Source organism: Steroidobacter sp. (genome assembly GCF_036402275.1).
Classification (GTDB): Bacteria; Pseudomonadota; Gammaproteobacteria; order Steroidobacterales; family Steroidobacteraceae; genus Steroidobacter.
Genome location: NZ_DASWTF010000013.1, coordinates 208,366 through 231,321 on the forward strand (window position 1 = coordinate 208,366; position 22,956 = coordinate 231,321).

Annotated in this window: 21 protein-coding genes; 9 read left to right on the forward strand and 12 right to left on the reverse strand. The window is 62.1% G+C overall.

What is annotated here, in order from left to right; genetic code table 11:
• Positions 1 to 59 precede the first annotated feature (59 nt).
• A complete protein-coding gene (locus tag VGD45_RS05730; RefSeq protein ID WP_331154310.1) occupies positions 60 to 2,705 on the forward strand; it encodes a TonB-dependent receptor in 2,646 nt (881 codons plus the stop codon).
• A 54-nt stretch (positions 2,706 to 2,759) separates the two neighbouring features.
• On the opposite strand, the gene glpD is transcribed toward VGD45_RS05730, so the two are convergent.
• On the reverse strand, positions 2,760 to 4,316 hold the full coding sequence (gene glpD / locus VGD45_RS05735; RefSeq protein ID WP_331154311.1) for a glycerol-3-phosphate dehydrogenase: 1,557 nt from the start codon (positions 4,314 to 4,316) through the stop codon (positions 2,760 to 2,762).
• A gap of 135 nt (positions 4,317 to 4,451) precedes the next feature.
• On the opposite strand from glpD, the gene VGD45_RS05740 reads away from it, so the two are divergent.
• The gene (locus tag VGD45_RS05740) at positions 4,452 to 4,847 is read left to right on the forward strand and encodes an RNA-binding S4 domain-containing protein (protein ID WP_331154312.1); all 396 of its coding nucleotides are present in this window, start codon (positions 4,452 to 4,454) and stop codon (positions 4,845 to 4,847) included.
• A 9-nt stretch (positions 4,848 to 4,856) separates the two neighbouring features.
• Here the strand turns inward: VGD45_RS05740 and VGD45_RS05745 are convergent, their stop codons facing one another.
• Positions 4,857 to 5,948, reverse strand: coding sequence for an XdhC family protein (locus tag VGD45_RS05745; RefSeq protein WP_331154313.1), 1,092 nt, complete (start codon positions 5,946 to 5,948; stop codon positions 4,857 to 4,859).
• 350 nt (positions 5,949 to 6,298) lie between these two features.
• Between VGD45_RS05745 and VGD45_RS05750 the strand changes: the two genes are divergently transcribed.
• The 5 genes from VGD45_RS05750 (at position 6,299) to VGD45_RS05770 (ending at position 10,833) form a co-directional block, all read left to right on the forward strand.
• A complete protein-coding gene (locus VGD45_RS05750) occupies positions 6,299 to 6,745 on the forward strand; it encodes a hypothetical protein (RefSeq protein ID WP_331154314.1) in 447 nt (148 codons plus the stop codon).
• 142 nt (positions 6,746 to 6,887) lie between these two features.
• Positions 6,888 to 7,994, forward strand: coding sequence for a phosphotransferase (locus tag VGD45_RS05755; protein ID WP_331154315.1), 1,107 nt, complete (start codon positions 6,888 to 6,890; stop codon positions 7,992 to 7,994).
• 24 nt (positions 7,995 to 8,018) lie between these two features.
• Positions 8,019 to 9,215 carry an acyl-CoA dehydrogenase family protein gene (locus VGD45_RS05760; RefSeq protein ID WP_331154316.1) on the forward strand — a complete coding sequence of 399 codons (1,197 nt, stop codon included), beginning with the start codon at positions 8,019 to 8,021 and terminating at the stop codon, positions 9,213 to 9,215.
• Between the two features lie 15 nt (positions 9,216 to 9,230).
• Complete coding sequence (locus VGD45_RS05765) at positions 9,231 to 10,361, forward strand: acyl-CoA dehydrogenase family protein (protein WP_331154317.1); 1,131 nt, start codon at positions 9,231 to 9,233, stop codon at positions 10,359 to 10,361.
• A 202-nt stretch (positions 10,362 to 10,563) separates the two neighbouring features.
• A complete protein-coding gene (locus VGD45_RS05770; protein WP_331154318.1) occupies positions 10,564 to 10,833 on the forward strand; it encodes a hypothetical protein in 270 nt (89 codons plus the stop codon).
• A 2-nt stretch (positions 10,834 to 10,835) separates the two neighbouring features.
• Here VGD45_RS05770 and VGD45_RS05775 read toward each other — a convergent pair whose 3' ends face one another.
• Positions 10,836 to 11,669 (reverse strand): MOSC domain-containing protein, encoded by an 834-nt coding sequence (locus VGD45_RS05775; RefSeq protein WP_331154319.1) that lies wholly within the window; start codon positions 11,667 to 11,669, stop codon positions 10,836 to 10,838.
• A gap of 147 nt (positions 11,670 to 11,816) precedes the next feature.
• Here VGD45_RS05775 and VGD45_RS05780 point away from each other — a divergent pair, with 147 nt between their 5' ends.
• Positions 11,817 to 12,608, forward strand: a complete 792-nt coding sequence (locus VGD45_RS05780) for a queuosine precursor transporter (protein WP_349263225.1) — start codon at positions 11,817 to 11,819, stop codon at positions 12,606 to 12,608.
• 14 nt (positions 12,609 to 12,622) lie between these two features.
• On the opposite strand, the gene trxA is transcribed toward VGD45_RS05780, so the two are convergent.
• Complete coding sequence (gene trxA, locus VGD45_RS05785; RefSeq protein WP_331154321.1) at positions 12,623 to 13,480, reverse strand: thioredoxin; 858 nt, start codon at positions 13,478 to 13,480, stop codon at positions 12,623 to 12,625.
• Between the two features lie 160 nt (positions 13,481 to 13,640).
• Between trxA and putA the strand changes: the two genes are divergently transcribed.
• Complete coding sequence (gene putA, locus VGD45_RS05790) at positions 13,641 to 16,790, forward strand: bifunctional proline dehydrogenase/L-glutamate gamma-semialdehyde dehydrogenase PutA (protein WP_331154322.1); 3,150 nt, start codon at positions 13,641 to 13,643, stop codon at positions 16,788 to 16,790.
• 229 nt (positions 16,791 to 17,019) lie between these two features.
• On the opposite strand, the gene VGD45_RS05795 is transcribed toward putA, so the two are convergent.
• Genes VGD45_RS05795 through sufC form a run of 8 tightly spaced genes read right to left on the reverse strand, consistent with a single transcriptional unit; the run spans position 17,020 to position 22,929 of the window.
• Positions 17,020 to 17,733, reverse strand: coding sequence for a YkgJ family cysteine cluster protein (locus VGD45_RS05795; protein WP_331154323.1), 714 nt, complete (start codon positions 17,731 to 17,733; stop codon positions 17,020 to 17,022).
• A gap of 6 nt (positions 17,734 to 17,739) precedes the next feature.
• Positions 17,740 to 18,243: a histidine phosphatase family protein gene (locus tag VGD45_RS05800; protein ID WP_331154324.1), complete on the reverse strand. Its 504-nt coding sequence runs from the start codon at positions 18,241 to 18,243 to the stop codon at positions 17,740 to 17,742.
• Positions 18,244 to 18,278: 35 nt separating this feature from the next.
• Positions 18,279 to 18,593, reverse strand: a complete 315-nt coding sequence (locus tag VGD45_RS05805; protein WP_331154325.1) for a non-heme iron oxygenase ferredoxin subunit — start codon at positions 18,591 to 18,593, stop codon at positions 18,279 to 18,281.
• 2 nt (positions 18,594 to 18,595) lie between these two features.
• Positions 18,596 to 19,147: a putative Fe-S cluster assembly protein SufT gene (gene sufT, locus VGD45_RS05810; protein ID WP_331154326.1), complete on the reverse strand. Its 552-nt coding sequence runs from the start codon at positions 19,145 to 19,147 to the stop codon at positions 18,596 to 18,598.
• 11 nt (positions 19,148 to 19,158) lie between these two features.
• On the reverse strand, positions 19,159 to 19,605 hold the full coding sequence (gene sufU / locus VGD45_RS05815) for a Fe-S cluster assembly sulfur transfer protein SufU (protein WP_331154327.1): 447 nt from the start codon (positions 19,603 to 19,605) through the stop codon (positions 19,159 to 19,161).
• A gap of 2 nt (positions 19,606 to 19,607) precedes the next feature.
• Positions 19,608 to 20,861: a cysteine desulfurase gene (locus tag VGD45_RS05820; RefSeq protein ID WP_331154328.1), complete on the reverse strand. Its 1,254-nt coding sequence runs from the start codon at positions 20,859 to 20,861 to the stop codon at positions 19,608 to 19,610.
• A complete protein-coding gene (sufD, locus tag VGD45_RS05825; protein WP_331154329.1) occupies positions 20,858 to 22,180 on the reverse strand; it encodes a Fe-S cluster assembly protein SufD in 1,323 nt (440 codons plus the stop codon). The genes VGD45_RS05820 and sufD overlap by 4 nt, the downstream gene beginning before the upstream one ends.
• Positions 22,177 to 22,929 (reverse strand): Fe-S cluster assembly ATPase SufC, encoded by a 753-nt coding sequence (sufC, locus tag VGD45_RS05830; protein ID WP_331154330.1) that lies wholly within the window; start codon positions 22,927 to 22,929, stop codon positions 22,177 to 22,179. Before sufC ends, sufD begins: the two co-directional genes overlap by 4 nt.
• Positions 22,930 to 22,956 lie beyond the last annotated feature (27 nt).

The following is a 22,956-nucleotide window of genomic DNA, read 5'->3' on the forward strand; positions in this document are numbered from 1 at the left end:
GATTATCGGTTCCACACATAAAACTTGTCGGATGCCGCTCGATCCGAACGGGGGTTCTCATGAAGATGCAACAGCGAGGGATGCTGTCCGTCATGGGCAGCCTGTTGTGCGTGAGTGGGATTACAAACGCACAGGACGCAAGAAACACAGAAAACAGAACGTTGGAAGAAGTCGTCGTCACCGCCGAAAAACGCGAACAATCCATTCAAGACGTACCGGTTGCCGTTTCCGCATACACCAGCGAACGCCGGGATCTCATCGGCGTCAACACCATCGAGGACGTAGCGCGCATCACGCCGAGCCTGAGCTATACCAACAACGACCGGCTCTCGATTCGCGGCTTCGGCCGCCTGACCAACAATATCGGTACCGATCCGTCGGTGGCTTTGTATTCGGACGGCATCTTTTCCACGTCCATGGCCGACACCTCGACACCGTCGTTATTCATCGATCGCACCGAAATTCTGCGCGGGCCGCAGGGCACTTTGTATGGACGCAATTCCATCGGCGGCACGCTCAACGTGATCGCCAAGCGCCCGAGCAAGGACTTCAACGGCGAAGTGCGCGGAACTTTCGGTAACTACGGCGCGTGGCGAACCGATGCGTTACTGCGTGGGCCGATTACAGAGTCGGTGAGGTTTTTGATTGGAGGATCGAAAGACAGACGCGAGGAGGGCTTCATCAATAACATCGGCTCGGGCGGCGACACGGCGGACAGCGACCGCTGGATGGTGGAAGCGCAGCTCGAAGCAGACTTGGGCGAGCGGGTGGTGGCGCGGCTGCGCTATTCGAAGTTCGAGTGGCAGGACAGCTATGGCGTGGGCAACACGCTCGCCACCGTTATCTCGCCGTACAACAATGTCACCCTGGCAGGCACCGGCACCGCGGCGCTGTACTACAACCCTGTGTTTGGCTATTCCGAGCCAAATCCAGGCATCGCCGATCCATACACCATCAATACCAATGCACCTTCCGCGGGCACGCTGGAAGATCAGCATCGCATCCACCTGGATGTGACTGCGGACTTCGACGGCGCGACACTGAAGTTGTTGTCCGGTTATCAGCAGTACACGTACTTCACTTCATCGGATAGTGACGACACGCCGCGTACCGTGCCGTTCAACATCCCGGTGCCGCAAGCCGGCACCTTATCCATCGATCTCGATGGGCCGGCCGGGCCGTTGCCGAGTCAGACCGTGCCGCGGTACGCGTTCACTGCGATGAACGTGACGCCGGACGTTCGGACCTACTATCACGAGCGACAACAGTGGCAATCCAACGAGCTGAACCTTTCTTCCAACGGCGACGGCGATCTGCAATGGATCGTGGGTTTGTATCAATACAGCCAGAAGTGGGATCAGCCGCAGGGCCTGGCCGTGGTGGGTGACGCTGCGATCATGAATCCGCTCGGTGCGCCACCCAATCCGAGCGGCGCATTTCTGGCTGTGGACGGCCATCTGGAGACCGACTCCTACGCAGGCTTCGGTCAGATGGATTGGACCTTCACCGATGCGTGGACCTTCACGCTCGGCCTGCGTTACACCAAGGATGAGAAGGAAGGCATCGACATGGCCCGGTACGTCGCGCGCACGGCGGGCACAGCGATTGCCGCAGCCGATGCGCAAGGGACGATCGAGAACGAAATCATCAAACTGTTTCCACCGGGGACGCCGCTCGCCTTCATACAGACGCAGGTTCAAGGCATTGCTCCGATCCTCGTTCCCGCGGTGCTTGCGTCGACCCAGGCGCTGGCGCTGGACGTCACGCAGAGTCAGGTATGTGGAGCGGCCGCGTGCTCGCCTGATCTGATGCCGAATCCAGGCGGCGGCTTGCGACGTAACCTGGCAGGCGAATGGGATGCGGTGACGGGCACCACCGGCCTGCAGTGGGAACCCAACGACGATACGAACATGTATTTGCGTTACAGCCGCGGTTACAAGTCGGGCGGCTGGCTCGGTTCGAATGGCCTGACGCCCAATCCTTATGCCGATCCCGAGTATGTCGATTCGTATGAAATCGGCGTGAAGACCGTGCTGGCCAATCAGCTGCTGCTGAATACGGCGGTGTTCTATAGCGACTACGATGGATTCCAGACGCCGCTGACCGTCTCGCTCGGCACCATCACGGCGAGTCGTTTCCTGAACCTGCAGGCGCGGGTGCAGGGCGTCGAAGTCGAGGCGAGCTGGTCGCCGATCGATCGGCTGCAGTTGCTGGCGAGCTATTCGTATCTCGATGCGGAAATCACTCGCGGTTGCTGCTTCGTCGACACGGTCGATCCGACCGCGGTCGCACGGGGCGCTCAGCCTGTCAGCATGCTGCCGAGTGGCGAAGTGGCGCAATCGCTGGTGGGCAATCGGCTGCCCTTGTCGCCGGAGCACAAGTGGACGGTTGGTGCGAATTACACCTGGAGCTTCGCGCCCGGATCGCTCACGGCCAGCGGCATGTACACCGACATCGGCGATCAGCAGTCGACCATCTGGTCGAACTCAATCTACACTGCGCCGTCGTTCGAGATCGCGGATTTTCGTTTGTTATGGAATGACGCGGACAACCGTTACACCGTCATCGGCTTCGTCAAGAATGCGTTTGACGAGATCGGCTACGGCAGCTCGACTGCCGACAGACCGAGCCCCGTCGGCCCACGCAACACGGTGTCGCTGACGTATCCGCGGACGTATGGAATGGAGTTGCAGTATCGGTTCTGAGTTGCGATAGCGAGGCGGGCGGGCCGCGTCGGACACGGACGCGGTCTCGCTCCGCTATTTCATGGTAGATTGCGAATCGAACCACTGCGCGACCCGGCGCCGCTCCTGCTCGTTCAGATGCAAGCCGAGCTTGGTCCGCCGCCACAGCACGTCATCGCCGCTGCGGGCCCATTCATTCGCGACCAGATAATCGATTTCGGCTTGCGTGAGACCGGCGCCGTAATGCTCGCCGAGATCGAGCATGGCCTGCGCCTTGCCGAGAATCTTGCTCACTCGCGTTCCGTACGCACGGGCGAGTCGATGAGCCGTCGCCGCAGGTAGAAAGGGCCAGCGCTTTTGCACGCCTTCGGCAAACTTTGCGAAGTCGGCTCGCGGCAGATCGCCGCCGGGCAGCGCCGCTTTGTCGGTCCATTCTCGGTCGTTGCCGCTCAAGTAAGGCCGCAGCTTGTCCAGCGCGCTCTCGGCAAGCTTACGATAGGTAGTGATCTTCCCGCCGAACACGGAGAGCAGCGGCGGAGCGTTGTCGGTGGTTTCGGTGAGCTCGAGACGATAATCGCGCGTCACTTTCGAAGCATTTTCGGATTCGTCGTCGGACAACGGTCGTACGCCGGCGTAACTCCATTTCACGTCTGACGGCGCGATGTGCTTGCGGAAGTAGCTGTTGATGGTGTTGCACAGATAGAGCACTTCCTCGGACGAAATGCTCACCTTGGTCGGATCGCCCGTAAAAGGAACATCGGTGGTGCCCACCAGCGTGAACTGCTGCTGATAGGGAATCGCGAACACGATGCGGCCATCCGGATTCTGCAACATGAACGCGTGCTCGCCGTCGAAGAGCCGCGGCACCACGATGTGACTTCCTTTGACGAGACGCACCTGTGCGTCGACCTGCATGTCGGGGAAGCTCTGCAATACCTGCTGTACCCAGGGACCCGCCGCGTTGACGATGACGCGAGCGCGCACTTGCGTAGTCTCGTTGCGACGCAGGTCTTGGATGTTCGCTAGCCATTGCGAGCCTTCGACGCGCGCCGATACGAATCGAGTGCGTGTTCGAATCGACGCGCCGCGAAGTGCGGCGTCGACGGCGTTGAGCACCACGAGCCGGCTGTCGTCGACCCAGCAATCCGAATACGCGAAGCCGTGATCGAGTCCCGCCCGTAACTGTCCGTACGCGCCATTGGCCAGGCGCACGCTGCGCGAGGCGGGCAGGATCTTGCGGCCGCCGATGTGATCGTAGAAGAACAGCCCCAGACGCATCAGCCAGCGCGGCCGCAGTTCGGGCACGTGCGGCAGGACGAATTGCATCGGCCGGATGATGTGAGGCGCGATTCGTAACAGGCGCTCGCGCTCGATGAGCGCTTCGCGAACGAGCCGGAATTCGAAAAACTCAAGGTAGCGCAGGCCGCCGTGAATGAGTTTGGTGCTGGCGGAGGAGGTCGCGGAGGCGAGGTCGGCCTGCTCCACCAGCATGACTTTCAGGCCGCGGCCGGCCGCGTCGCGAGCGATGCCCGCGCCGTTGATACCGCCACCGACGATGAGCAGATCGACGCTCAGCGACTCCGCGCTGCTGGCTGGGCTGGCGCCGGCGGTCGCGTGCGGCGCTGCTGTCATTTGCTCACCGTCGAACATGTCTCGAACAGGTTCCACCCAAAACTGCGGACAGGGCGTCCAGAATACTCACAGCGTGTTGCGAAATGGAATGGCCGTGACGTGCATGTTCATCAGCCAGACGCGTAAAATCCGTTCATGACTGACGAAACTGCCGCCGGCGAGCGGGCCGGTTTACGCATCGATAAATGGCTGTGGTTCGTGCGGCTGTTCAAGAGCCGTTCGCAGGCGACCGACGCGGTGGCCGGCGGTTTGGTGCATGTGAACGGCGAGCGGGTGAAGCCATCGCGCGTGGTGCACGTCGACGACCGTCTGCACATCACCAAGGACGAGACGCGCCTGGAAGTGATCGTTCGTGGTATGCCCGTGCGCCGCGGGCCGGCGCCCGAAGCCCGGCTGCACTACACCGAGACGGAAGAGAGCATTACCGCGCGAGAAAAACAGCGCGAACGTCGACTTGCCGTCGCGCCTGCGCCCGAAGGCCGGCCCGACAAGCATGCTCGACGCGTATTGCGAGATTTGCGCCGCGGTTGACGCGCGGCGTTAGGGACGACCCGGAGCGGCTTTGCTGAACGAGCCGCCTTCGCGGCCCGCCATGACGGCCTGAATCTCCGCCACGATGGCCAGCGCAATCGTCTCAGGCGAGCGTGCGCCAATATCCAGCCCGATCGGTCCATACAACCGGCCGCTCAGTCGCGCCGCTTTGTCGCCGATCTCGTGAAGCAGGCGAATGCGTCGGGGCGCGGGGCCCAGCAACCCGATGTAGGGAATTGAACTGTCGGCCAGCGCTGCGAGATACGCCTGATCCGAGATCAAGTGATGGCTCATGACGACCGCGGCATCGTACTGGCCGGCCTGCAATTCCTGCGGAAGCTCGGCCGACGCCTTGAGCACGACGCGCCGGGCTCGTGGGAATCGATCTGCGATCGCGTACGCCGGGCGATGATCGAACACCGTGACCTGCCAGTTCATCAGTCCCGCGATTTCCACCAGCGGCATGGCGTCGGGGCCCGCGCCGAGTAACAACAGGCGCGGCGGCAATTCGAGCGGCACGACCAGGAACGTCGCATCGTCCGCCTCGATCGCCTGGCTCGATGGGCCAGCGCCGCGCGGCGTCGATACAGCCATTGCCGCCGACACGGCAGCGGGCGCTGAATGTTTGTTTTCCGTCCAGAACGCGGTCCCGAGCGGGAGCGCTGGATTGCGCGACTCCGTGACCAAAGCGAAGCGCGCATCGATCTGATCGAACCGACAGCGCGAGGCGAACTTGAACGGCTGGTAATCGTTGGCGCGATCCAGCCGGGTCAGCAGAATGGTCATCGCGCCTTCGCAGCCCAGGCCGATGCCCCAGATCACATCGTCGGAGCTGCGCGTGTCGTAGTGAACGGTCGCCGGCTCGCCCGTCTGCAAGACGCCGCGGGCGCGCTCCATCAAGTCGGCTTCCAGGCAGCCGCCACTCAATAACCCGGCGACCCGGCCGTCACCGGCGATGAGCATCTGCGCACCGGCCTTGCGATAGGTCGAGCCCAACGTCTGCGCCACGGTCGCGAGCACCAAGGGCTCGCCGCGGTCGACGTAGTACCGAAAGAATTCGTCGGCGGCGACGCCGCTGTGAATCAAGCCTGGCTGAGTCATGGAAGATGAATGGGGTTTCCTGAAGCTGAATTGTCCCAGCTTCAGCGGGCGGCTGCATGCAAAACCGTGCGCGTTGCTTGCCTGATTCCGCAATTCCAGCGCTGCTGGGCAGGCCAGCCACCGACCGACGAACAAGATGCCCTCTCGAAAGCTTCGGGTTCCGGGGAAAAAATTAAAAAAATCTTCCCCTCCCGTACATGGATGCTCCTGCGCGTCCATGCGCCCGCACCATTCGGGCTTCCTGCCCATCGCGGGAGGGGGCCAGGGGGTGGGTCTTCCGGCTCGGGAACTTTTCGACCCCGCGCCCACCGTAAGAAGGAGGTACCGGTAACCTCGACAGGGGAGGGCGCATGCGTGGCAGGTTCGTGCTCGGCTCGTTAATGGCGGTCTGTCTGGCCAGCTCCGGGCTGTCCCAATCGGCGGCCGCCGCCTCCGCCGGCATCCGCTGCACCATGAAGTTCACCATGCAGGGCTGGTCGGCGTTCTACAAGACCGCCGACGGCAACGGCACCATCCAGTGCAGCAACGGCCAGTCGATGAAGGTCAAGCTGTCGGCCAAGGGCGGCGGTCTGACGGTGGGCAAGTCGTCCATCGAAAACGGCCGGGGCAAATTTTCGGCAGTCGCCAGTCCCGACGAGCTGTTGGGCACTTATGTCGCCGCCGAGGCGCACGCCGGAGCGGTGAAATCGTCCGGCGCGCAGGTGATGACCAAGGGCGAGGTGTCGCTGGCGTTGAGCGGCACCGGGCGTGGCTTCGATCTCGGCGTGGCGTTGGGCGCGATGACCATCTCACGCTGAGCGCTGATTTCGAGGACGCACAGCTTCCGAAATTTCACAGAGTGGGACAGCGGCGCCCTGGCAATTCTGCACGTGCGCGCAGTACCGGCATGCACCCCGGCCGCATACAATGACAACTCGCAATCAGGGGAGACGACGAGCAATGCCCGGGCCCGAGACGCAATCGACTGGATCCTCCGCAACCTCGAGCTCGCCGGCCTCGGATGTTTCCATCATCGACGTCCTTCCCCAGCACCGCTTCGACGAAGCGCCGCTGTGGCACTACCTGCAGCAGCACCTGGATGACTTTTCGCCACCGGCGGCGCTGCGCCAGTTTCAAGGTGGGCAATCCAATCCGACGTATCTGATCCAGACGCCCGCCAAGAAATTCGTATTGCGAAAAAAACCGCCGGGCAAGCTGCTGCCCTCGGCGCATCTGATCGAACGCGAATATCGCATCCTGCGGGCGCTGCCTGAAACCGAAGTGCCTGTGCCCCGCGCACGCGTGCTTTGCGAAGACGCGAGCATCATCGGCACGCCGTTTTATGTGATGGATCACGTCGAAGGCCGCGTGATCACCAACGTGACATTGCCGAATCTCAGCCCCGCGGAACGTCGTGCGATTTACACCGACTACGCGCGCGTCGCGGGCAAGCTGCATTCGGTGGACTACAATGCGTGCGGTCTCGGGGACTTCGGCAAGCCGGAAGGTTATGTCGCGCGTCAGCTCGATCGCTGGAGCAAACAATATCTGGCGTCCAAGACCGAAGAGAACGCCGATATGGACGAGCTCATGGCCTGGCTCGCCGCACATTTGCCCGCCACCGACGAGACCGCCATCGTTCATGGCGATTACCGCATCGGCAACACGATTCTGCATCCCACCGAGCCCCGCATCGTCGCGGTGCTGGATTGGGAGCTCGCGACCCTCGGTCATCCGCTGAGCGATCTGGCGTACGCCTGCATGTTCTATCGCATCCCGCCGAGCGAGATGGGCAGTGGCGGTCTCGCCGGCATCGACATTGCCGCGCTGGGCATTCCCGAGGAGCAGGAGTTCCTCGACATGTATTGCAAGTTCTCCGGGCGCGAGCGCATCGCCGACTGGCCATTCTTTTTGTCGTTTGCATATTTCCGCATGGCTGCGATTACACAAGGGGTGTACGCGCGCGCGTTACAAGGCAATGCCGCCGATCGTCGCGCGATTCAATATGGAGAGCACGCCAAGGGCTTCGCTGCCGCCGGTCGCGCCATGACGCGACGTGCGAGCTGAGCGAAGCGCTTCGAGGAGACCAACATGTCCGCACAACTGAATTCAGAAGAAATGTTAGAGGCGTTCCGCCGCGACACTCGCGCGTGGCTGGAGGCGAACTGTCCGCAGGAGATGCGTCAGCCCGTCGTCGACGAATACGACATCTGCTGGGGCGGCCGGCATTTCAAGTTCAAGAACGACGCGCAGCGGGACTGGCTGCAAAAGATGGCCGAGCGCGGCTGGACCGTGCCCGAATGGCCGAAACAATACGGCGGCGGAGGGCTGAGCAAGGACGAGGCCCGAGTGCTGCGCGAGGAAATGGCTGCGATGAAGTGTCGCCCGCCGCTCACGTCGTTCGGCATCTCGATGCTCGGGCCGGCGCTGCTCAAGTACGGCAACGAGAAACAAAAGAGCGAGCACATTCCGAAGATCGCGCGCGGCGAAATTCGCTGGTGTCAGGGCTATTCAGAGCCGGGCGCGGGCTCGGACCTCGCGTCGCTCAAGACGCGGGCCGACGACCACGGCGATCATTTCGTGGTCAACGGCTCGAAGATCTGGACCAGCTATGGCGACAAGGCCGATTGGATTTTCTGCCTGGTGCGCACCAGCACCACGGGCAAGAAACAGGAAGGTATCAGCTTCGTGTTGTTCGATATGGAGACGCCGGGCATCAGCACGCGACCGATCCGATTGATCTCCGGCTACTCGCCTTTTACACAGACCTTCTTCGATAACGTGAAGGTGCCCAAGGAAAATCTGCTGGGCGAGCTCAACAAGGGCTGGACCATCGCCAAGTATTTGCTCACGCACGAGCGCAACATGATTGGCGGCATGGGCACGCAGCGCGTGACGCCCGTGAGTCAGCTCGCGATCAAGAATATCGGTCTCGCAGCGGGCCGCTTGGCGGAGCCGGCGTTGCGCACCGATATCGCACGCTTCGAAATGGATGCGCTGGCGTTCTCGCTCACCATGAATCGCGTCACCGATGAGGCGAAGGCGGGCAACGAGACTGGCGCGATGTCCTCCATGCTCAAGTACTACGGCACCGAGCTCAACAAGCGGCGCGCCGAGCTGACGATGTCAGTGACGGGCAGCGAAGGCTTGAAGTTCGGCGATTCGCACAGCGAAGAGCAGCTGGCGGCGATGTGGCTCCGGACCAAGGCCAACTCCATCGAGGGTGGCACGTCCGAAATCCAGCTCAACATCATCGCCAAGAACGTGCTGCGTCTGCCAGGCGCGTGACGGGGAGGAAAGCTCATGACTCTGATACTCACTGAAGACCAGTTGATGTTTCGTGACGCCGCGAAGCGTTTCGTCGCCGAGCGCGCGCCGATCTCACAGCTGCGCAAACTTCGCGACGACGCCGATCCGGTCGGTTTCGATCGCGCGGTCTGGAAGGAAATGGCGGAGATGGGCTCGGCGGGCGTGCTCGTGCCCGAAGAGTATGGCGGGGTGGGCTTTGGCTTCGTCGGCGCGGGACTGCTCGCGACCGAGATCGGTCGCAATTTGAGCGCCAGTCCGATGCTGTCGAGCGCCGTGCTGGCGGTGACGGCGCTGTTACGCGGCGGTACGGAGGCTCAAAAAGAAACATTGTTGCCTGCGATCGCGGGCGGAGACTTGCTGATCGCATTCGCGAGCGATGAGTGCGTGCGGCACGCGCCCTATAACATTTCGGCGCGCTGCACGGGTAAGTACAAGCTCAGTGGCCGCAAGCTGCACGTGCTCGACGGGCATGTGGCCGATCGTTTGATCGTGACTGCGCGCACCTCGGGCGACACGCACTCACGCGACGGAATCACGTTGTTCCTGGTCGATCCGAAGACAAGCGGCGTCACCATCACTCGTTCTTCGATGGTGGACAGCCGCAACAGCGCCGTGGTCGAACTGCGCGATGTCGTCGTCAACGAAGCTGACGTCATCGGCACCTTCGACAAAGGCGCTATCGTCCTGGATGCAGTGCTCGATGCAGGCCGCGCCGTACTGGCGGCGGAGTTGCTCGGTGTCGCCGAGGAAGCGTTCGAGCGTACGCTGGCTTATTTGCGCGATCGCGAGCAGTTTGGCGTCAAGATCGGCGCCTTCCAGGCGCTCCAACATCGTGCGGCCCATCTGTTCTGCGAGATCGAGTTGGTGCGCTCGGTGGTGCTGCGGACGCTCCAGGCGCTCGATGCTCAGGAGCCGACCGCGTCTTCGCTCGTGTGCCTCGCGAAGGCCAAGGCCAGCGATGTGGCGCGCATTGCGACCAACGAAGCCGTGCAAATGCATGGCGGCATTGGCATGACCGACGAATTCGACATCGGTTTCTTCATGAAACGCGCTCGCGCCGCCGCGGAAACTTTCGGCGATCAGTACTACCACACCGACCGGTTCGCGCAGTTGGCAGGGTATTAGCAAGGGTTAAGGTGTAACCCCACTGTAACCCGTACAGTGGAACCTGGGCTCGGCACCGCGCATTAGCTACAAAGCGTGCGCGATGCCTCTGCTTCGTGTGCGCAGGTCCACTGATATGACGACTTGTGATCCGCCGCTCATGGCCGTTTTGGCCCAGCGGGTTAGGGTGGCACTGTCGTTCCGAGCCGACGAGTCGAAGATTATGACAACCGAGCGCGAATTCGATCCCGATGCCACCCTCGAGATGCCCCGCCCGGTGCAGATCGATGCTGAGCTCGAAGAGGAAGATCCGGAGAAGACGCTGGTTCGCGAGGACTGGGAGACGACGGTGATCCGTCGCGTCGCTCCGCATGTCGCCGCCGTGCAAAGTGCGGTGGGCGAGGATTCGGCCGTCGAAGAGCACTTCGGCTGGGAGACGCAGACGTTGCGTCTCCTGTCGCGAGTCGTGGCCCGCGAGCGCGGCGAAGAGTGATCTCAGCCGATGCTCGTCTTGCTGGTTCCCGCGGTCACTTCGAACTGCTGACCGACCTTCAAGGTCTGGCCCACGCCGCCGGTCAGGATCATGTTCTGACCGAACAGCACGCCGCGTAACGTTTTATCGAACCGGAATGTCTTGAGCGCCTTCAGCGGTTCGTCGCCGGAGCGCTCGCCGGTGATCTGATCGGTGGTCGTGATCACGCACCGATCGCAAGGCTTCACCACCTTCAGCCGCACGTCGCCGGCGACGAACTCATCCACGCTGTCTTCCCCGAACGGGGGCAAACCGTCGACCACGATATTGGGCCGGAAGCGGTTCATGGGCAGCGGCTGTTCCAGGCGGCGGTTCAACTCATCGAGCGAGCCCTGCGAGATCAGCAGCCACGGATAGCCGTCGGAGAACTGATTCAGCGCTTCGGTGCCGCCGGTCCACTGAGTATTGCTCGCGCGCTTGTGACGCTTGTCGAAGCGCACCAGGCGCGCCGGCTTGCCGAGGTGCTCGGTGAGCCAGGTGGCGGCTTGATCGCCTGCGTCGAACGCGCCGGCTTTGTCGCGCCAGATCGTGACTTCAACTTCCGGTCCCGTCAGATCCAGGGGCAGGGCGAGGTCGGCGCCGTTGGGTTTGCGCAGGACTAGCTGATCGGCGGTGATCGCGGTTTCGACCTGCGCCAGTTGTGGCCGCTCGCGCTGGGTCAGAAAACGGTACTCCGGTGTCACGACCAGCCACTCGCGATCGTGCTCGAAGCCGGTCTCGGTGAGCCGAGCCTGTGTCAGCGCGATGCCGCGGCAGGACTTGACCGGATAGATATTGAGCCCCGTGATCTGAACCATGACCTTGAGAACCGTCGAGGAGGAAAGAGTCAAAGCATAACCGGTTCGTTCAAGGACAGCACCGAAAGGGGTGGTGCATACTAGGGCGGAAAAGGAACGCTAATGACACCTGCTGCAAGCCCTGGCCCGAACTCATCATCCATCGGCCTGACTCCGACAAGCGCGGTTGAACATCCCGTCGAAAACCGGGCGGCCCGTCTGTTCATCGTGTTGGCCGCCTTCCTCGTGAGCAACGCCCTGATCGCCGAGTTCGTCGGCGTGAAAATTTTCGCGCTGGAGCCGACGCTGGGCGTGTCGCCGCTGAACTGGAATCTGTTCGGACAGAGCGGCTCGCTGTCGTTCACCAGCGGCGTGCTGCTGTGGCCGTTCGTGTTTTTGATGACCGACATCATCAACGAATACTTCGGCCGTCGGGGCGTTCGGTTCATCTCCTGGCTGACGGTGGTGCTGATCGTCTACGGCTTTCTCGCGGCCTACGCGGCGATCTCGCTGACGCCGGCGGGCTTCTGGGTCGCAGTCAACAACGAACGCGGCGTGCCGGACATGCAGGCGGCGTTCGCCAACATCTTCGGCCAGGGCATGTGGACCATCGCAGGGTCGGTGACCGCATTCTTGGTCGGCCAGTTGATCGATGTAGCAGTGTTTCACCGCATCCGCCTGCTCACCGGCGAACGCTGGATCTGGCTTCGCGCCACGGGCTCTACGGCGGTATCACAGCTCGTCGATAGCTTCGTGGTGTTGTATATCGCCTTCGTGCTTGGCCCACAGAAGTGGCCGATATCGTTGTTTCTCGCGGTCGCCACGGTCAATTATGCATACAAGTTGCTGATGGCGTTCCTGCTGATTCCGCTGATCTATCTCACGCGCCGTCTGATTCGCGCCTATCTCGGCCACGCTACATCCGAGCGGATGCAAGAGGCCGCTCGCGCTTCCGCCTGACCGGAGGACGGCCGTCAAAAGAGCAAGCGAGCCATTTCCTTGCGGGTGCGAGAGACGATGGGGTCGGCTTCGCCGATGAGCTCGAAGGCTTGTAGCAGGCTGCGACGGGCGAGGTCGTCCTTGTAGGTGCGGTGGTTGCGCATCATGTCGAGCCAGGTCTGGATCGCGGGTTCGACATCGCCTCCGAGCAGCTGGTGCACGGCCAGCGCATGGCGCAGATCCAGATCGCTTGCGTTACTCGCAACGCGTTCGCGCAACGAGAGAACATCGGGATTGGCTGCGACGACGTCGCTGAAGCTGAGTAACGCGGCGAGCCGCTTCACCGCCGCGTGGTTCGGCTCAGTGCCCTGCAGCCGGGCGAGCTCGGTGCGTGCGCCTTCGAGATCGCCATCCAACGCTCGCAGTTCAGCGAGCTCGGTCTGGTACGTGATGTTCTCAGGATCAGTGGCGAGCGCGCTTTCCATCAGCGTGCGAGCGCCAGAAAAATCGCCACTGGCTTTCAGCGCCTGAGCGCGTTCCAGCGGAGCGTCGGAGCTCGTGGGCAAATGCTTGTCCAGCAAGCGTCTGATCTGCGCCTCCGGAATCACGCCGACGAAATGGTCGACGGAAGTGCGGTCTTTGAACAGCACGACGGTAGGCAGGCTGCGAATGCCGAGTTGCTGCGCCAGTTCCTGCTGCTCGTCCGTGTTCACCTTGGCCAGACGAAAGCGGCCGCCGTATTCCTGAGCCAGCCGGTCCAGAATGGGCATCAACTGTTTGCACGGCCCGCACCAGGGCGCCCAGAAGTCGACCAGCACCGGCACTTTCGCCGAGGCTTCGACCACTTCGGTCATGAACGTGTCAGCAGTGACGATGCTCGCTTCCTGACTCACGCAGCCCTCCTGCAGGTAATGCAACTTACCGGTCCGTAGTGGAGTTCCTCCCTCGAATTTCAAGCGCATGGAGTTCGTGGGCTGTCGCTATCTACGTACAGCCGGTGTCGCGCTGCGTTGTGTATACCGTCAATAAATTCATATCGCAATCGAAAACATCATGTGTGCCGCCAGACAACTGACTGATCGGCCCATAGCCGATGCCATCAATCGCCACTATCTCGGCGACGAAGAGCACCTCGTGCGCGTCCTGGCAGATGCAGCGCGCGTCTCCGATGGACAGCGCGCCACGATTGCGAGCCGCGCGCAGGCGCTGGTCGAAGGCGTGCGCAATCATCAGGCGCGTCGCAGCGGTCTCGACGCCTTCCTCCGTAAATATGATTTATCGTCCCAGGAAGGCGTGATCCTGATGTGCCTCGCCGAGGCATTGTTGCGCATCCCCGACGACGCCACCGCGGATCGATTGATCGCCGACAAGATCACGTCGGGCGACTGGGCTTCGCACCTGAGCGACAACGAATCGTTGTTCGTCAATGCGTCCACGTGGGGGCTGATGCTCACTGGTCGCATCGTTCGTCCCAGCGATGCGGACATGCACGATCCACGCGGCGTCCTCGCGCGCATCGCCGGTCGCATCGGCGAGCCTGTGATGCGTGCGGCATTCCGTCACGCCATGCGAATCATGGGACATCAGTTCGTCATGGGTCGCACCATCGACGAAGCGTTGGATCGTTCGGTCAGCGCTGAAAGCAGATTGTTCCGACATTCGTTCGACATGCTTGGCGAATCGGCGCTGACCGATGCGGATGCGCGGCGCTATCTCGACTCCTATCACGAAGCTATTCAGAAGATCGGCGCGCATTCGAGCAGAGGGCCGGCAATCGAAGCGTCGCCGAGCATTTCGGTGAAGCTGTCGGCGCTGTTTCCGCGCTATGAGTTCATGCAGCGGGATCGTGTGTTGAAGGAACTTGCGCCCCGGCTCCATGAGTTGGCCATCGCGGCGCGCGCGGTGAGCATTCCTTTGACGGTTGACGCTGAAGAGGCGGAGCGCCTGGAGTTGTCACTCGAGCTGATCGAGCACGTCGCACGCTCGAAGGACCTGGCTGGATGGGAAGGCTTCGGGCTGGCGGTGCAGGCGTACCAGAAGCGTGCGCTCGATGTGATTCGCTGGTTGAAGGGGCTCGCGGAGTCGAGCGGCCGGCGTTTGAACATTCGGCTGGTGAAAGGCGCGTATTGGGACAGTGAAGTGAAGCGGGCGCAGGAGCGCGGGCTCGCGGGTTATCCGGTGTTCACGCGAAAGGTCAATACCGATGTTTCATACATTGCCTGCGCTCGGGAGTTGATCGCTGCGGGGCCGCTGATTTATCCGCAGTTCGCGACTCATAACGCGCAGACGGTGGCGACCATTATCGAGCTGGCTGGAGAGGCTGGGCGTAAGTTCGAGTTTCAGCGTCTGCATGGCATGGGTGAGGAGTTGTACGCGCAGATCGTCGGCGAGGACAGGCTCGGGATTCCGTGTCGAGTGTATGCACCGGTTGGCTCGCATGAAGATCTGCTGCCGTATCTGGTGCGGCGTCTGTTGGAAAACGGCGCCAATACTTCGTTCGTGAATCGCATCGTCGACGAAGAGCACGCGGTGTCCGATATCGTTCGCGATCCGGTCGTGGAACTGGATCGTTTGCAGCAGGCTTCGCATCCGCGCATTCCGCTGCCCCGACTTTTGTATGGTGCGTCTCGCCTGAATTCCGTGGGCGTCAATCTTGCCGACCCTTCCGAACGCGAGCCGTTGCTCGCCAAGATGGAACTGGCAGCGCAGAAGCGCTGGGTCGGTGGATCGATCGTCAATGGCAAGTTGCACGATGCTCGCGGTGTCGAGGCGCCGAATCCTGCCAACCTCGATGAAATGATCGGCGTCGTGAGCGAGGCGGATGCTTCGCTCGTCGATAAGGCGATTACTGCGGCTGTGCCGGCGCAGGTGGAATGGGATGCGACGCCTGCCAGCGAACGTGCCGAGATTCTGGAGCGCGCGGCGGATCTGTATGAAGAGCGCATGCCGGAGTTGATCGCGTATTGCGTGCGAGAGGGCGGTCGCACGATTCCCGATAGCATTTCTGAAGTGCGGGAGGCGATCGATTTCCTTCGTTACTACGCGGACCGGGCGCGTGGTGAGTTTGGCGCTGGCGCTCGCATGCCTGGGCCTACGGGCGAGAGCAATGAGCTGAGGTTGCATGGGCGCGGCGTGTTTTGTTGCATCAGTCCGTGGAATTTCCCTCTGGCGATCTTTACTGGCCAGATCGCGGCTGCGCTTGCGGCCGGCAATTCAGTGCTTGCCAAGCCAGCTGAGCAGACGCCGCTCCTTGCGACGCGCGCGGTTCAGATATTGCTGGAGGCGGGAGTTCCGCCGGAGGTTTTGCATCTGTTGGTCGGTGACGGCGCGACGGTCGGTGCGCGCATCGTGGCGGATCCGCGGGTTGCTGGTGTTGCGTTCACCGGGTCAACGGATACGGCGAAGTTGATTCATCGGTCGCTGGCAAATCGCGAAGGTGTGATTCCGGTGTTGATCGCGGAGACGGGCGGTCAGAACGCCATGATCGTGGACAGCTCGGCGTTGCCCGAGCAGGTCGTGCTCGATGTCGTGCAGTCGAGTTTCAACAGTGCTGGGCAGCGGTGTTCGGCGCTGCGAGCCTTGTATGTTCAGGATGAGATCGCTGATCGCGTCGCTGAGTTGCTTGCGGGCTATATGGAGGAGCTGAGGATTGGTGATCCGATGTTGTTGACCACGGATGTCGGCCCGGTCATCGATAAGCCGTCGCGTGACATGTTGCGAGCTCATGCGGAGAAGATCAGTCGTAAGGCGCGCTGGAGTCACGCGTGCAAGTTGAGGCAGGAGCATGAGCAGGGGACGTTCTTCGCGCCGATGGCCGTGGAGATCGAGTCGTTGTCGTTGCTTACTGGCGAGGTGTTTGGGCCGATCGTGCATTTGATTCGTTATCACGCGCATCAGATTGACAAGGTGATCGATGCGGTGAACGCGACTGGCTTCGGATTGACGCTCGGTGTGCACACGCGGGTGGACGCCACCGCTCGATATATCGCCGCTCGCGTTCGCGCGGGGAACGTCTACGTCAATCGGAACATGATCGGCGCAGTGGTCGGAGTTCAGCCCTTCGGCGGCCGCGGGCTCTCAGGCACCGGGCCGAAAGCCGGCGGGCCGCATTATTTGCACCGTTTTGCCACCGAGCAGACCGTGACGATTAATACGGCTGCTGTCGGCGGCAACGCAAGCTTGCTGGCCATGGCAGGCGAGTAAGAAACTGCTTTGACGCGGCATCTCTCGCGCAGTCGCCGGAGGGAGGTATGTCCTCCCGGCACCGCTGCACCCGCCGCGCTTCGCTATCGCTCGCGCGTAGCTTGTACATCCATGTAGCGCTATTGGGTCAACGTCCTGTTGATCCCAATTGCCGGGAGAACATACCTCCCTCCGGCGCCTGCGCCGATAGGTCGGTTGGGAGGCGGCGGTTCCGTGACTTGGCAGACGTTCAGGCGTCCAGATCTTCGAATTCGCCGGGGACGTCGTCGCCGGGCAGTTTTTTGAAGGGCGCTGATTTGGCTTCGAAGCGATCGCGGGAGCGAGGGTCGGAGAGGGCGGCGGCGAGGGCGGAGTTCAGTTCGTAGACGTTGGTGTCGTAGCCTTGTTCGCGCATCGCGCGGGTGAAGGCGTCTACGTGAGCGCCGCCGGATTGAAACACAAGCGGCGCGAACTCCGGATCGATTTCCAGGTTCTCGGGATCTTCGTAGGACGCCTGGCAGCCCGCTGCGTCCGTCGCGTGATAGTTGCGGCAGGTTTGAGGGCGCGCGGTGTAGATCGAGCAGCGGCCGGCGCTCAGGAATGGGCACTTCACGTTGTGCCGCATGCGCTCCATGTCGTCCATGTCCTTGAGTCTCGCACTGTTCGCGCGGATCTCTGAGAACACGCGAGCCTTCTCTTCCGGCGTCAGTGTGCGTTCAACGAAATCGAGAATGCCGAAAACTTCGACCGCCCTAACGTCGACGGAGAAGTGACAGCACCAGGTGCACCCAGAACGGCAGGCGAGGGTGCCAACGTCCGGCGCGGCGGCAATCCGCGCATCGTGGCGTTCACGTGAGTTCTCATACGCCCGCAGCACACCGAGCTCACGAATCTCACGTTGCGCGAGCGCGCGCTCTTCGCTGAGCACGCGAAGAACGAAAGGAACGTCGAGAGAAATCTCCATCGCCAACTAACAACTACTGCAGTTCTTCGGATAGTCGAATTCGGCGTTCACGCCGCTGTCCCACTCCAGCTCGCTCCAATCCTTCAGATCGAACTCCAACGTATAGATCGCGCACGTCGGCATGTTGTCGACTTCGCGCTCCTCGGAAATCCGATCGGCGAACTCCGTCAACCCGGGATTGTGGCCGACGATCATCAGGTGGTGCGCATCTCCGCCCAGTTCGCGAACCACTTCTTTGAGCACCTTGGGCGAGGCGAGATACAACCGCTCGTCCTGCTGCAACTTCGCAGCTGGCAGATGCAGCTCGCGAGCGAAGATCTGCGCAGTGGTCAATGCGCGCACGGCCGGGCTCGTAATGACGAGATCCGGTTTGAGTTTGCGCTCGCGAAGGCGGCGCGCCATCTCCGGGGCGTCCTTCAGGCCGCGAGGCTCGAGCACACGATCCCAATCTTCCTGTCCGGAGTGCTGAGGCTCGGTCTTGGCGTGGCGAAGCAGAGTCAGGCGCCGCATAGGTTCCCTTCAACTAACTCGAAGCCCAACCAACGTCAGGGTTCGGCCTGGACTTCGACCATGCCGTCGTCGTTGACGCGTGTTTGATAAGTGCGTACCGGTTCATACGCCGGCGGCGTCAAAGCCGCGCCGGTGCGCAGACAGAAGCGAGCGCCGTGGCGTGGACAGATGACGACATCGCCTTCCACGGCGCCACCGGCCAGTTCGCCGCCGTCGTGAGTGCACAGATCGTCGATGGCGTAGAACGTGCCGCCGATATTGAACACGGCGATGAGTTGAGCGTCGATCTCGGTCTGCGCGTAGTCGCCCGGCGCGATCGAGGCCGCCGGAGCCACGGGATGCCACGTCATGATCACATCATCCCGGTTTGCAGGCGCGCCGCTTCCGACATCATGGTCTGATTCCACGGCGGATCGAACACGAGTTCGACATCGGCGCGCGTGACGGTCGGCACCAGCTCGACTTTGTCCTTCACGTCCTGCACCAGCACCTCGCCCATGCCACAGCCGGGCGCGGTGAGGGTCATTTTGATGTCAGCGACGCGATTGCCTTCGGGCGTGTGCGTGATGTCACAGGTGTACACCAGGCCCAGCTCGACGATGTTGATCGGAATTTCCGGGTCGTAGCAGGTGCGCATCTGATCCCACACCAGCTGCTTCACGTCTTCGTCGGTCGCGTTGGGCGGCAACTCGGGCGCGAGGCTCGGCTCTTTGCCGAGCGCGTCCGCATCCTTGCCGGCGATGCGGAACAGATTGCCTTCCACGTACACGGTGAAGCTGCCGCCGAGGGCCTGGGTGATGAACCCCGTTTTGCCTTCGCGCAAGGTCACCGGGATGCCGGCGGGAACCATGATGGCTTCGACGTCGCGCTGTAGGGTTACAGGTTCGTTGTCGTGGCTGTGCATGAAAGGGCTAACTACTCTGTAGTCACTGGTTCGGCGGCACGGTCCAGCGCCGCATTCAACGTATGCCAACACAAGCTCGCGCACTTCACGCGAGCCGGAAACTCACGAACGCCGGAGAGGGCGGCGAGCTTACCGAGTCTGGCGGGATCGACCGTCGCATCGTGCTGGGTCAGCAACGAGTGCACGTCGTCGAACAATTCCTTCACCTCAGACTTCGTCTTTCCCTTCACGGCTTCGGTCAGCAGTGATGCGGACGCGACCGAGATCGCGCAGCCGCTGCCTTCGAACTTCACATCCGTGATGTGCTCGCCCTTCAAGTTGGCGTACACCGTCAACCGGTCGCCGCACAGCGGGTTGTGCCCATCGGCGTGCACGTCGGCAGGCTGCAGCTTGCCGAAGTTCCGCGGATGGCGGTTGTGGTCGACGATCACGTCGCGATAGAGGTCTTTCAGATCCATGGTCAGCCCAGCACTTTGCGAGTGTGTTCGAGCGCGGCCACCAGCCGGTCGATTTCCTCACGCGTATTGTAGAACGACATGGATGCGCGCGCCGTCGCCGGAATCTTGTAGAACTCCATCACCGGCATGGCGCAGTGGTGACCGGTACGGATCGCCACGCCTTCGGTGTCGAGAATGGTGCCGATGTCGTGCGGATGAATCCCGTCCAGCGTGAACGACACGACGGCCGCCTTCTCCGGCGCGGTGCCGACGATGCGCAGGCCCGGCAGTTTGCTCAGGCGCTCGGTCGCGTACTCCAGTAGCTCGTGCTCGTACGCGGCGATGCGTTCCATGCCGATCTTTTCCAGATAATCGATGGCCGCGGCCAGACCGATGGCGCCGCTGATGTGCGGAGTGCCGGCTTCGAACTTCCACGGCAACTGATTGAACGTGGTCTTCTCGAAGGACACCGACAGGATCATGTCGCCGCCGCCTTGCCATGGCGGCATGGCTTCGAGCAGCTCCCGCTTGCCATACAACACGCCCATGCCGGTCGGGCCGAGCATCTTGTGGCTCGAGAAGCAGTAGAAGTCGCAGTCCAGCGCCTGCACGTCGACGGGCGTGTGCGGGATCGCCTGCGCGCCATCGAGCAACACCGGCACGCCGTGTTGCTTGGCGACTTTGATGAACTTCTCCACCGGCACGATCGTGCCCAGCGCATTCGAAACATGCGCCAGCGCCAGCAGCCGCGTGCGCGGGCCGATGAGCTTCTGGAACTCGATGAAATCAACTTCGCCCTGCTCATTGATCGGAATGATCCTCAGCACCGCGCCGACCTGTTCGCGCAGCAGCTGCCACGGAACGATGTTGGCGTGATGTTCGAGCGCGGAGATGATGATCTCATCGCCAGGCTGGAAACCGGGACGTGCAAAGCTCTGCGCGACCAGGTTCACGGCTTCGGTCGTGCCGCGAACAAAGACGATCTCTTTCGTATCGCGAGCATTGATGAAGCGACGAATGGTCTCGCGCGCGCCCTCGTAGGCGTCGGTCGCCCGCTGGCTGAGCGTATGAACCCCCCGATGCACGTTGGCGTGATCGTGCTCGTAGTAGCGCGACACCGCTTCGATGACCGACTTCGGCCGCTGACTCGACGCGGCGTTGTCGAGGTACACCAGCGGCTTGCCGTTGACGCTCTGGTGCAAGATCGGAAAGTCGCGCCGGATGGCGGCAACGTCGAGCGCAGTCGCGCCTCGGGTGGCTGTCACAGCTGCGTTCATGCCTTGGCCTCGTTAGCTAGCTTGAACCGCTCATCGATCTGCTTCTCCAGCGCTGCGTGCAGCGGAGCAAGATCGATGGTCGAGAGAATGGATTCTGCGAACGCTCGAATCAGCACTGCGCGCGCGTCCGATTCGGACAGGCCGCGCGAGCGCAGATAGAACAGGGCAGTCGCGTCGAGCTGGCCGGTGGTGGCGCCGTGGCTGCACTTCACGTCATTGGCGTAGATTTCGAGCTCGGGCTTGGTGTCGATCTCGGCTGTGGGCGACAACAGCAGATTGCGGCTCGACTGACGCGCATCGATCTGCTGCGCATCCGGACGAACGATGACCTTGCCGTTGAACACACCGCGACCCTTGCCGCCGGCGATACCGCGATAGTCTTCCTCGCTCGTCGTGTGCGGAGCTATGTGATCGAGGCGCGTGTGTGCATCCAGATGCTGGTTGCCCATCGGCGCGAACAATCCAAACAAGGCTGCGTGCGAGCCGCTGCCTTCGAGCAGGGCAGTGATGCCGCTGCGACCCAGGCTCGCGCCGAACGCGATGTCATGAATCGAATAGCGAGCGTCCCTCGCCAGCTTGGCCTGAATGTGGCCGATGTGAAAGGCACGCGGCGCTTCCTGCTGCACGCGGAAATGCTTCACCGAGCCGCCAGCAGCGATCTCGAAGCGAGTGACCGCGTTCGTGAAGTACTCGGCGTCGTTCGCGCCCAAATAGTGTTCGATAATGGTCGCGCGGCTATTCCGGCCAGCGCGAACGAAGATGCGCGGATGACTCATCCGCTGCGAAGCCGAGCTGGTCGACTGATGCACGACGTACACCGGCTCGTCGAGCACGGCGTTATCGGCCAGATTGACCACTACGCCGTCTTCGAAGAACGCGAGGTTCAGTTGCTCCAGCGTGTTGCCGCCGAGCTGGTCGTGCTCCTTTAAATAAGCAGCGACGGCAGCCGGCTCGTGCTCGATCCATTGCTTGAACGTCAGCACGGTCGCGCCCGGCTGCTGCGCTTTCTGCGAGCAAAGCGCCGGCAGGCAATGACCGTTGACCAGCACGATGCGCGTGCCGGCAGTCGTGAGCCACTCGGACTGATGCGCGTCGAGCGCGGATGTATCGGCCGGCGTGAACGTGCGCGATTCGAGACGGCGCAGGTTGGTGTACTTCCAAGCCTCGTCTCGCTGCGTCGGAAAGCCGGCGGACAGGAATTGCTCCAGCGCCGCACGTCGCAGCGCCGTCAGCTCATCGTCACCCTGCCATCGCGCATCGAACGCATTCTTATAGCGCTCGACCGGCGAAGCAGCGTTCTTGGCGCTTACCGCACTCACGCCGCGGCCTCCTGCTTGACCCAGTCGTAGCCGCGCTTCTCCAGCTCCAGGGCCAGCGACTTGTCGCCGCTCTTGATGATCTTGCCGCCGGAGAGCACGTGGACATGATCCGGCTCGATGTAATCGAGCAGGCGTTGGTAGTGCGTGACTAGCACGATGGCGCGCTCGGGGCTGCGCAGGCTGTTAACGCCGTTGGCGACGACACGCAACGCGTCGATGTCCAGGCCCGAGTCGGTTTCGTCGAGGAGTGCGAGCGAGGGCTCCAGCACCGCCATCTGCAGAATCTCGTTACGCTTCTTTTCGCCGCCGGAGAAGCCTTCGTTGACGCCGCGATTCAGAAAGCTCTCGTCCATCTGCATGAGCTTCATCTTCTCGCGCACCAGCGTGAGAAACTCGAACGCGTCCATCTCTGACTCGCCGCGATGCTTGCGGATGGCGTTCAAGCCCGCCTTCAACAGATACACATTATTTACACCGGGGATTTCCACCGGGTACTGAAACGCGAGGAACACGCCTTCGCGGGCGCGCTCTTCGGGCGGCAGCGCCAGCAGGTCCTTGCCTTTATATGTGACGCTGCCGTCGGTGACGGTGTAGCCCTCGCGGCCGGCGAGCACCTGCGCGAGCGTGCTCTTGCCCGAGCCGTTCGGGCCCATGATGGCGTGGACTTCGCCCGCGCCGACCTCGAGATCGAGGCCGTGCAATACCTGCTTTTCGCCAGCGAGTGCGTGAAGGTTCTTGATGGTCAGCATGCATTGATACCTTAGTAACTCATCTCA

What these genes read in the sequence shown, in the direction of transcription:
- VGD45_RS05730 (WP_331154310.1), top strand. Translation starts at nt 60, where the DNA reads ATGAAGATGCAACAGCGAGGGATGCTGTCCGTCATGGGCAGCCTGTTG.
- glpD (WP_331154311.1), bottom strand. Translation starts at nt 4,316, where the DNA reads ATGACAGCAGCGCCGCACGCGACCGCCGGCGCCAGCCCAGCCAGCAGC.
- VGD45_RS05740 (WP_331154312.1), top strand. Translation starts at nt 4,452, where the DNA reads ATGACTGACGAAACTGCCGCCGGCGAGCGGGCCGGTTTACGCATCGAT.
- VGD45_RS05745 (WP_331154313.1), bottom strand. Translation starts at nt 5,948, where the DNA reads ATGACTCAGCCAGGCTTGATTCACAGCGGCGTCGCCGCCGACGAATTC.
- VGD45_RS05750 (WP_331154314.1), top strand. Translation starts at nt 6,299, where the DNA reads ATGCGTGGCAGGTTCGTGCTCGGCTCGTTAATGGCGGTCTGTCTGGCC.
- VGD45_RS05755 (WP_331154315.1), top strand. Translation starts at nt 6,888, where the DNA reads ATGCCCGGGCCCGAGACGCAATCGACTGGATCCTCCGCAACCTCGAGC.
- VGD45_RS05760 (WP_331154316.1), top strand. Translation starts at nt 8,019, where the DNA reads ATGTCCGCACAACTGAATTCAGAAGAAATGTTAGAGGCGTTCCGCCGC.
- VGD45_RS05765 (WP_331154317.1), top strand. Translation starts at nt 9,231, where the DNA reads ATGACTCTGATACTCACTGAAGACCAGTTGATGTTTCGTGACGCCGCG.
- VGD45_RS05770 (WP_331154318.1), top strand. Translation starts at nt 10,564, where the DNA reads ATGACAACCGAGCGCGAATTCGATCCCGATGCCACCCTCGAGATGCCC.
- VGD45_RS05775 (WP_331154319.1), bottom strand. Translation starts at nt 11,669, where the DNA reads ATGGTTCAGATCACGGGGCTCAATATCTATCCGGTCAAGTCCTGCCGC.
- putA (WP_331154322.1), top strand. Translation starts at nt 13,641, where the DNA reads ATGTGTGCCGCCAGACAACTGACTGATCGGCCCATAGCCGATGCCATC.
- VGD45_RS05795 (WP_331154323.1), bottom strand. Translation starts at nt 17,733, where the DNA reads ATGGAGATTTCTCTCGACGTTCCTTTCGTTCTTCGCGTGCTCAGCGAA.
- VGD45_RS05800 (WP_331154324.1), bottom strand. Translation starts at nt 18,243, where the DNA reads ATGCGGCGCCTGACTCTGCTTCGCCACGCCAAGACCGAGCCTCAGCAC.
- VGD45_RS05805 (WP_331154325.1), bottom strand. Translation starts at nt 18,593, where the DNA reads ATGACGTGGCATCCCGTGGCTCCGGCGGCCTCGATCGCGCCGGGCGAC.
- sufT (WP_331154326.1), bottom strand. Translation starts at nt 19,147, where the DNA reads ATGCACAGCCACGACAACGAACCTGTAACCCTACAGCGCGACGTCGAA.
- sufU (WP_331154327.1), bottom strand. Translation starts at nt 19,605, where the DNA reads ATGGATCTGAAAGACCTCTATCGCGACGTGATCGTCGACCACAACCGC.
- VGD45_RS05820 (WP_331154328.1), bottom strand. Translation starts at nt 20,861, where the DNA reads ATGAACGCAGCTGTGACAGCCACCCGAGGCGCGACTGCGCTCGACGTT.
- sufC (WP_331154330.1), bottom strand. Translation starts at nt 22,929, where the DNA reads ATGCTGACCATCAAGAACCTTCACGCACTCGCTGGCGAAAAGCAGGTA.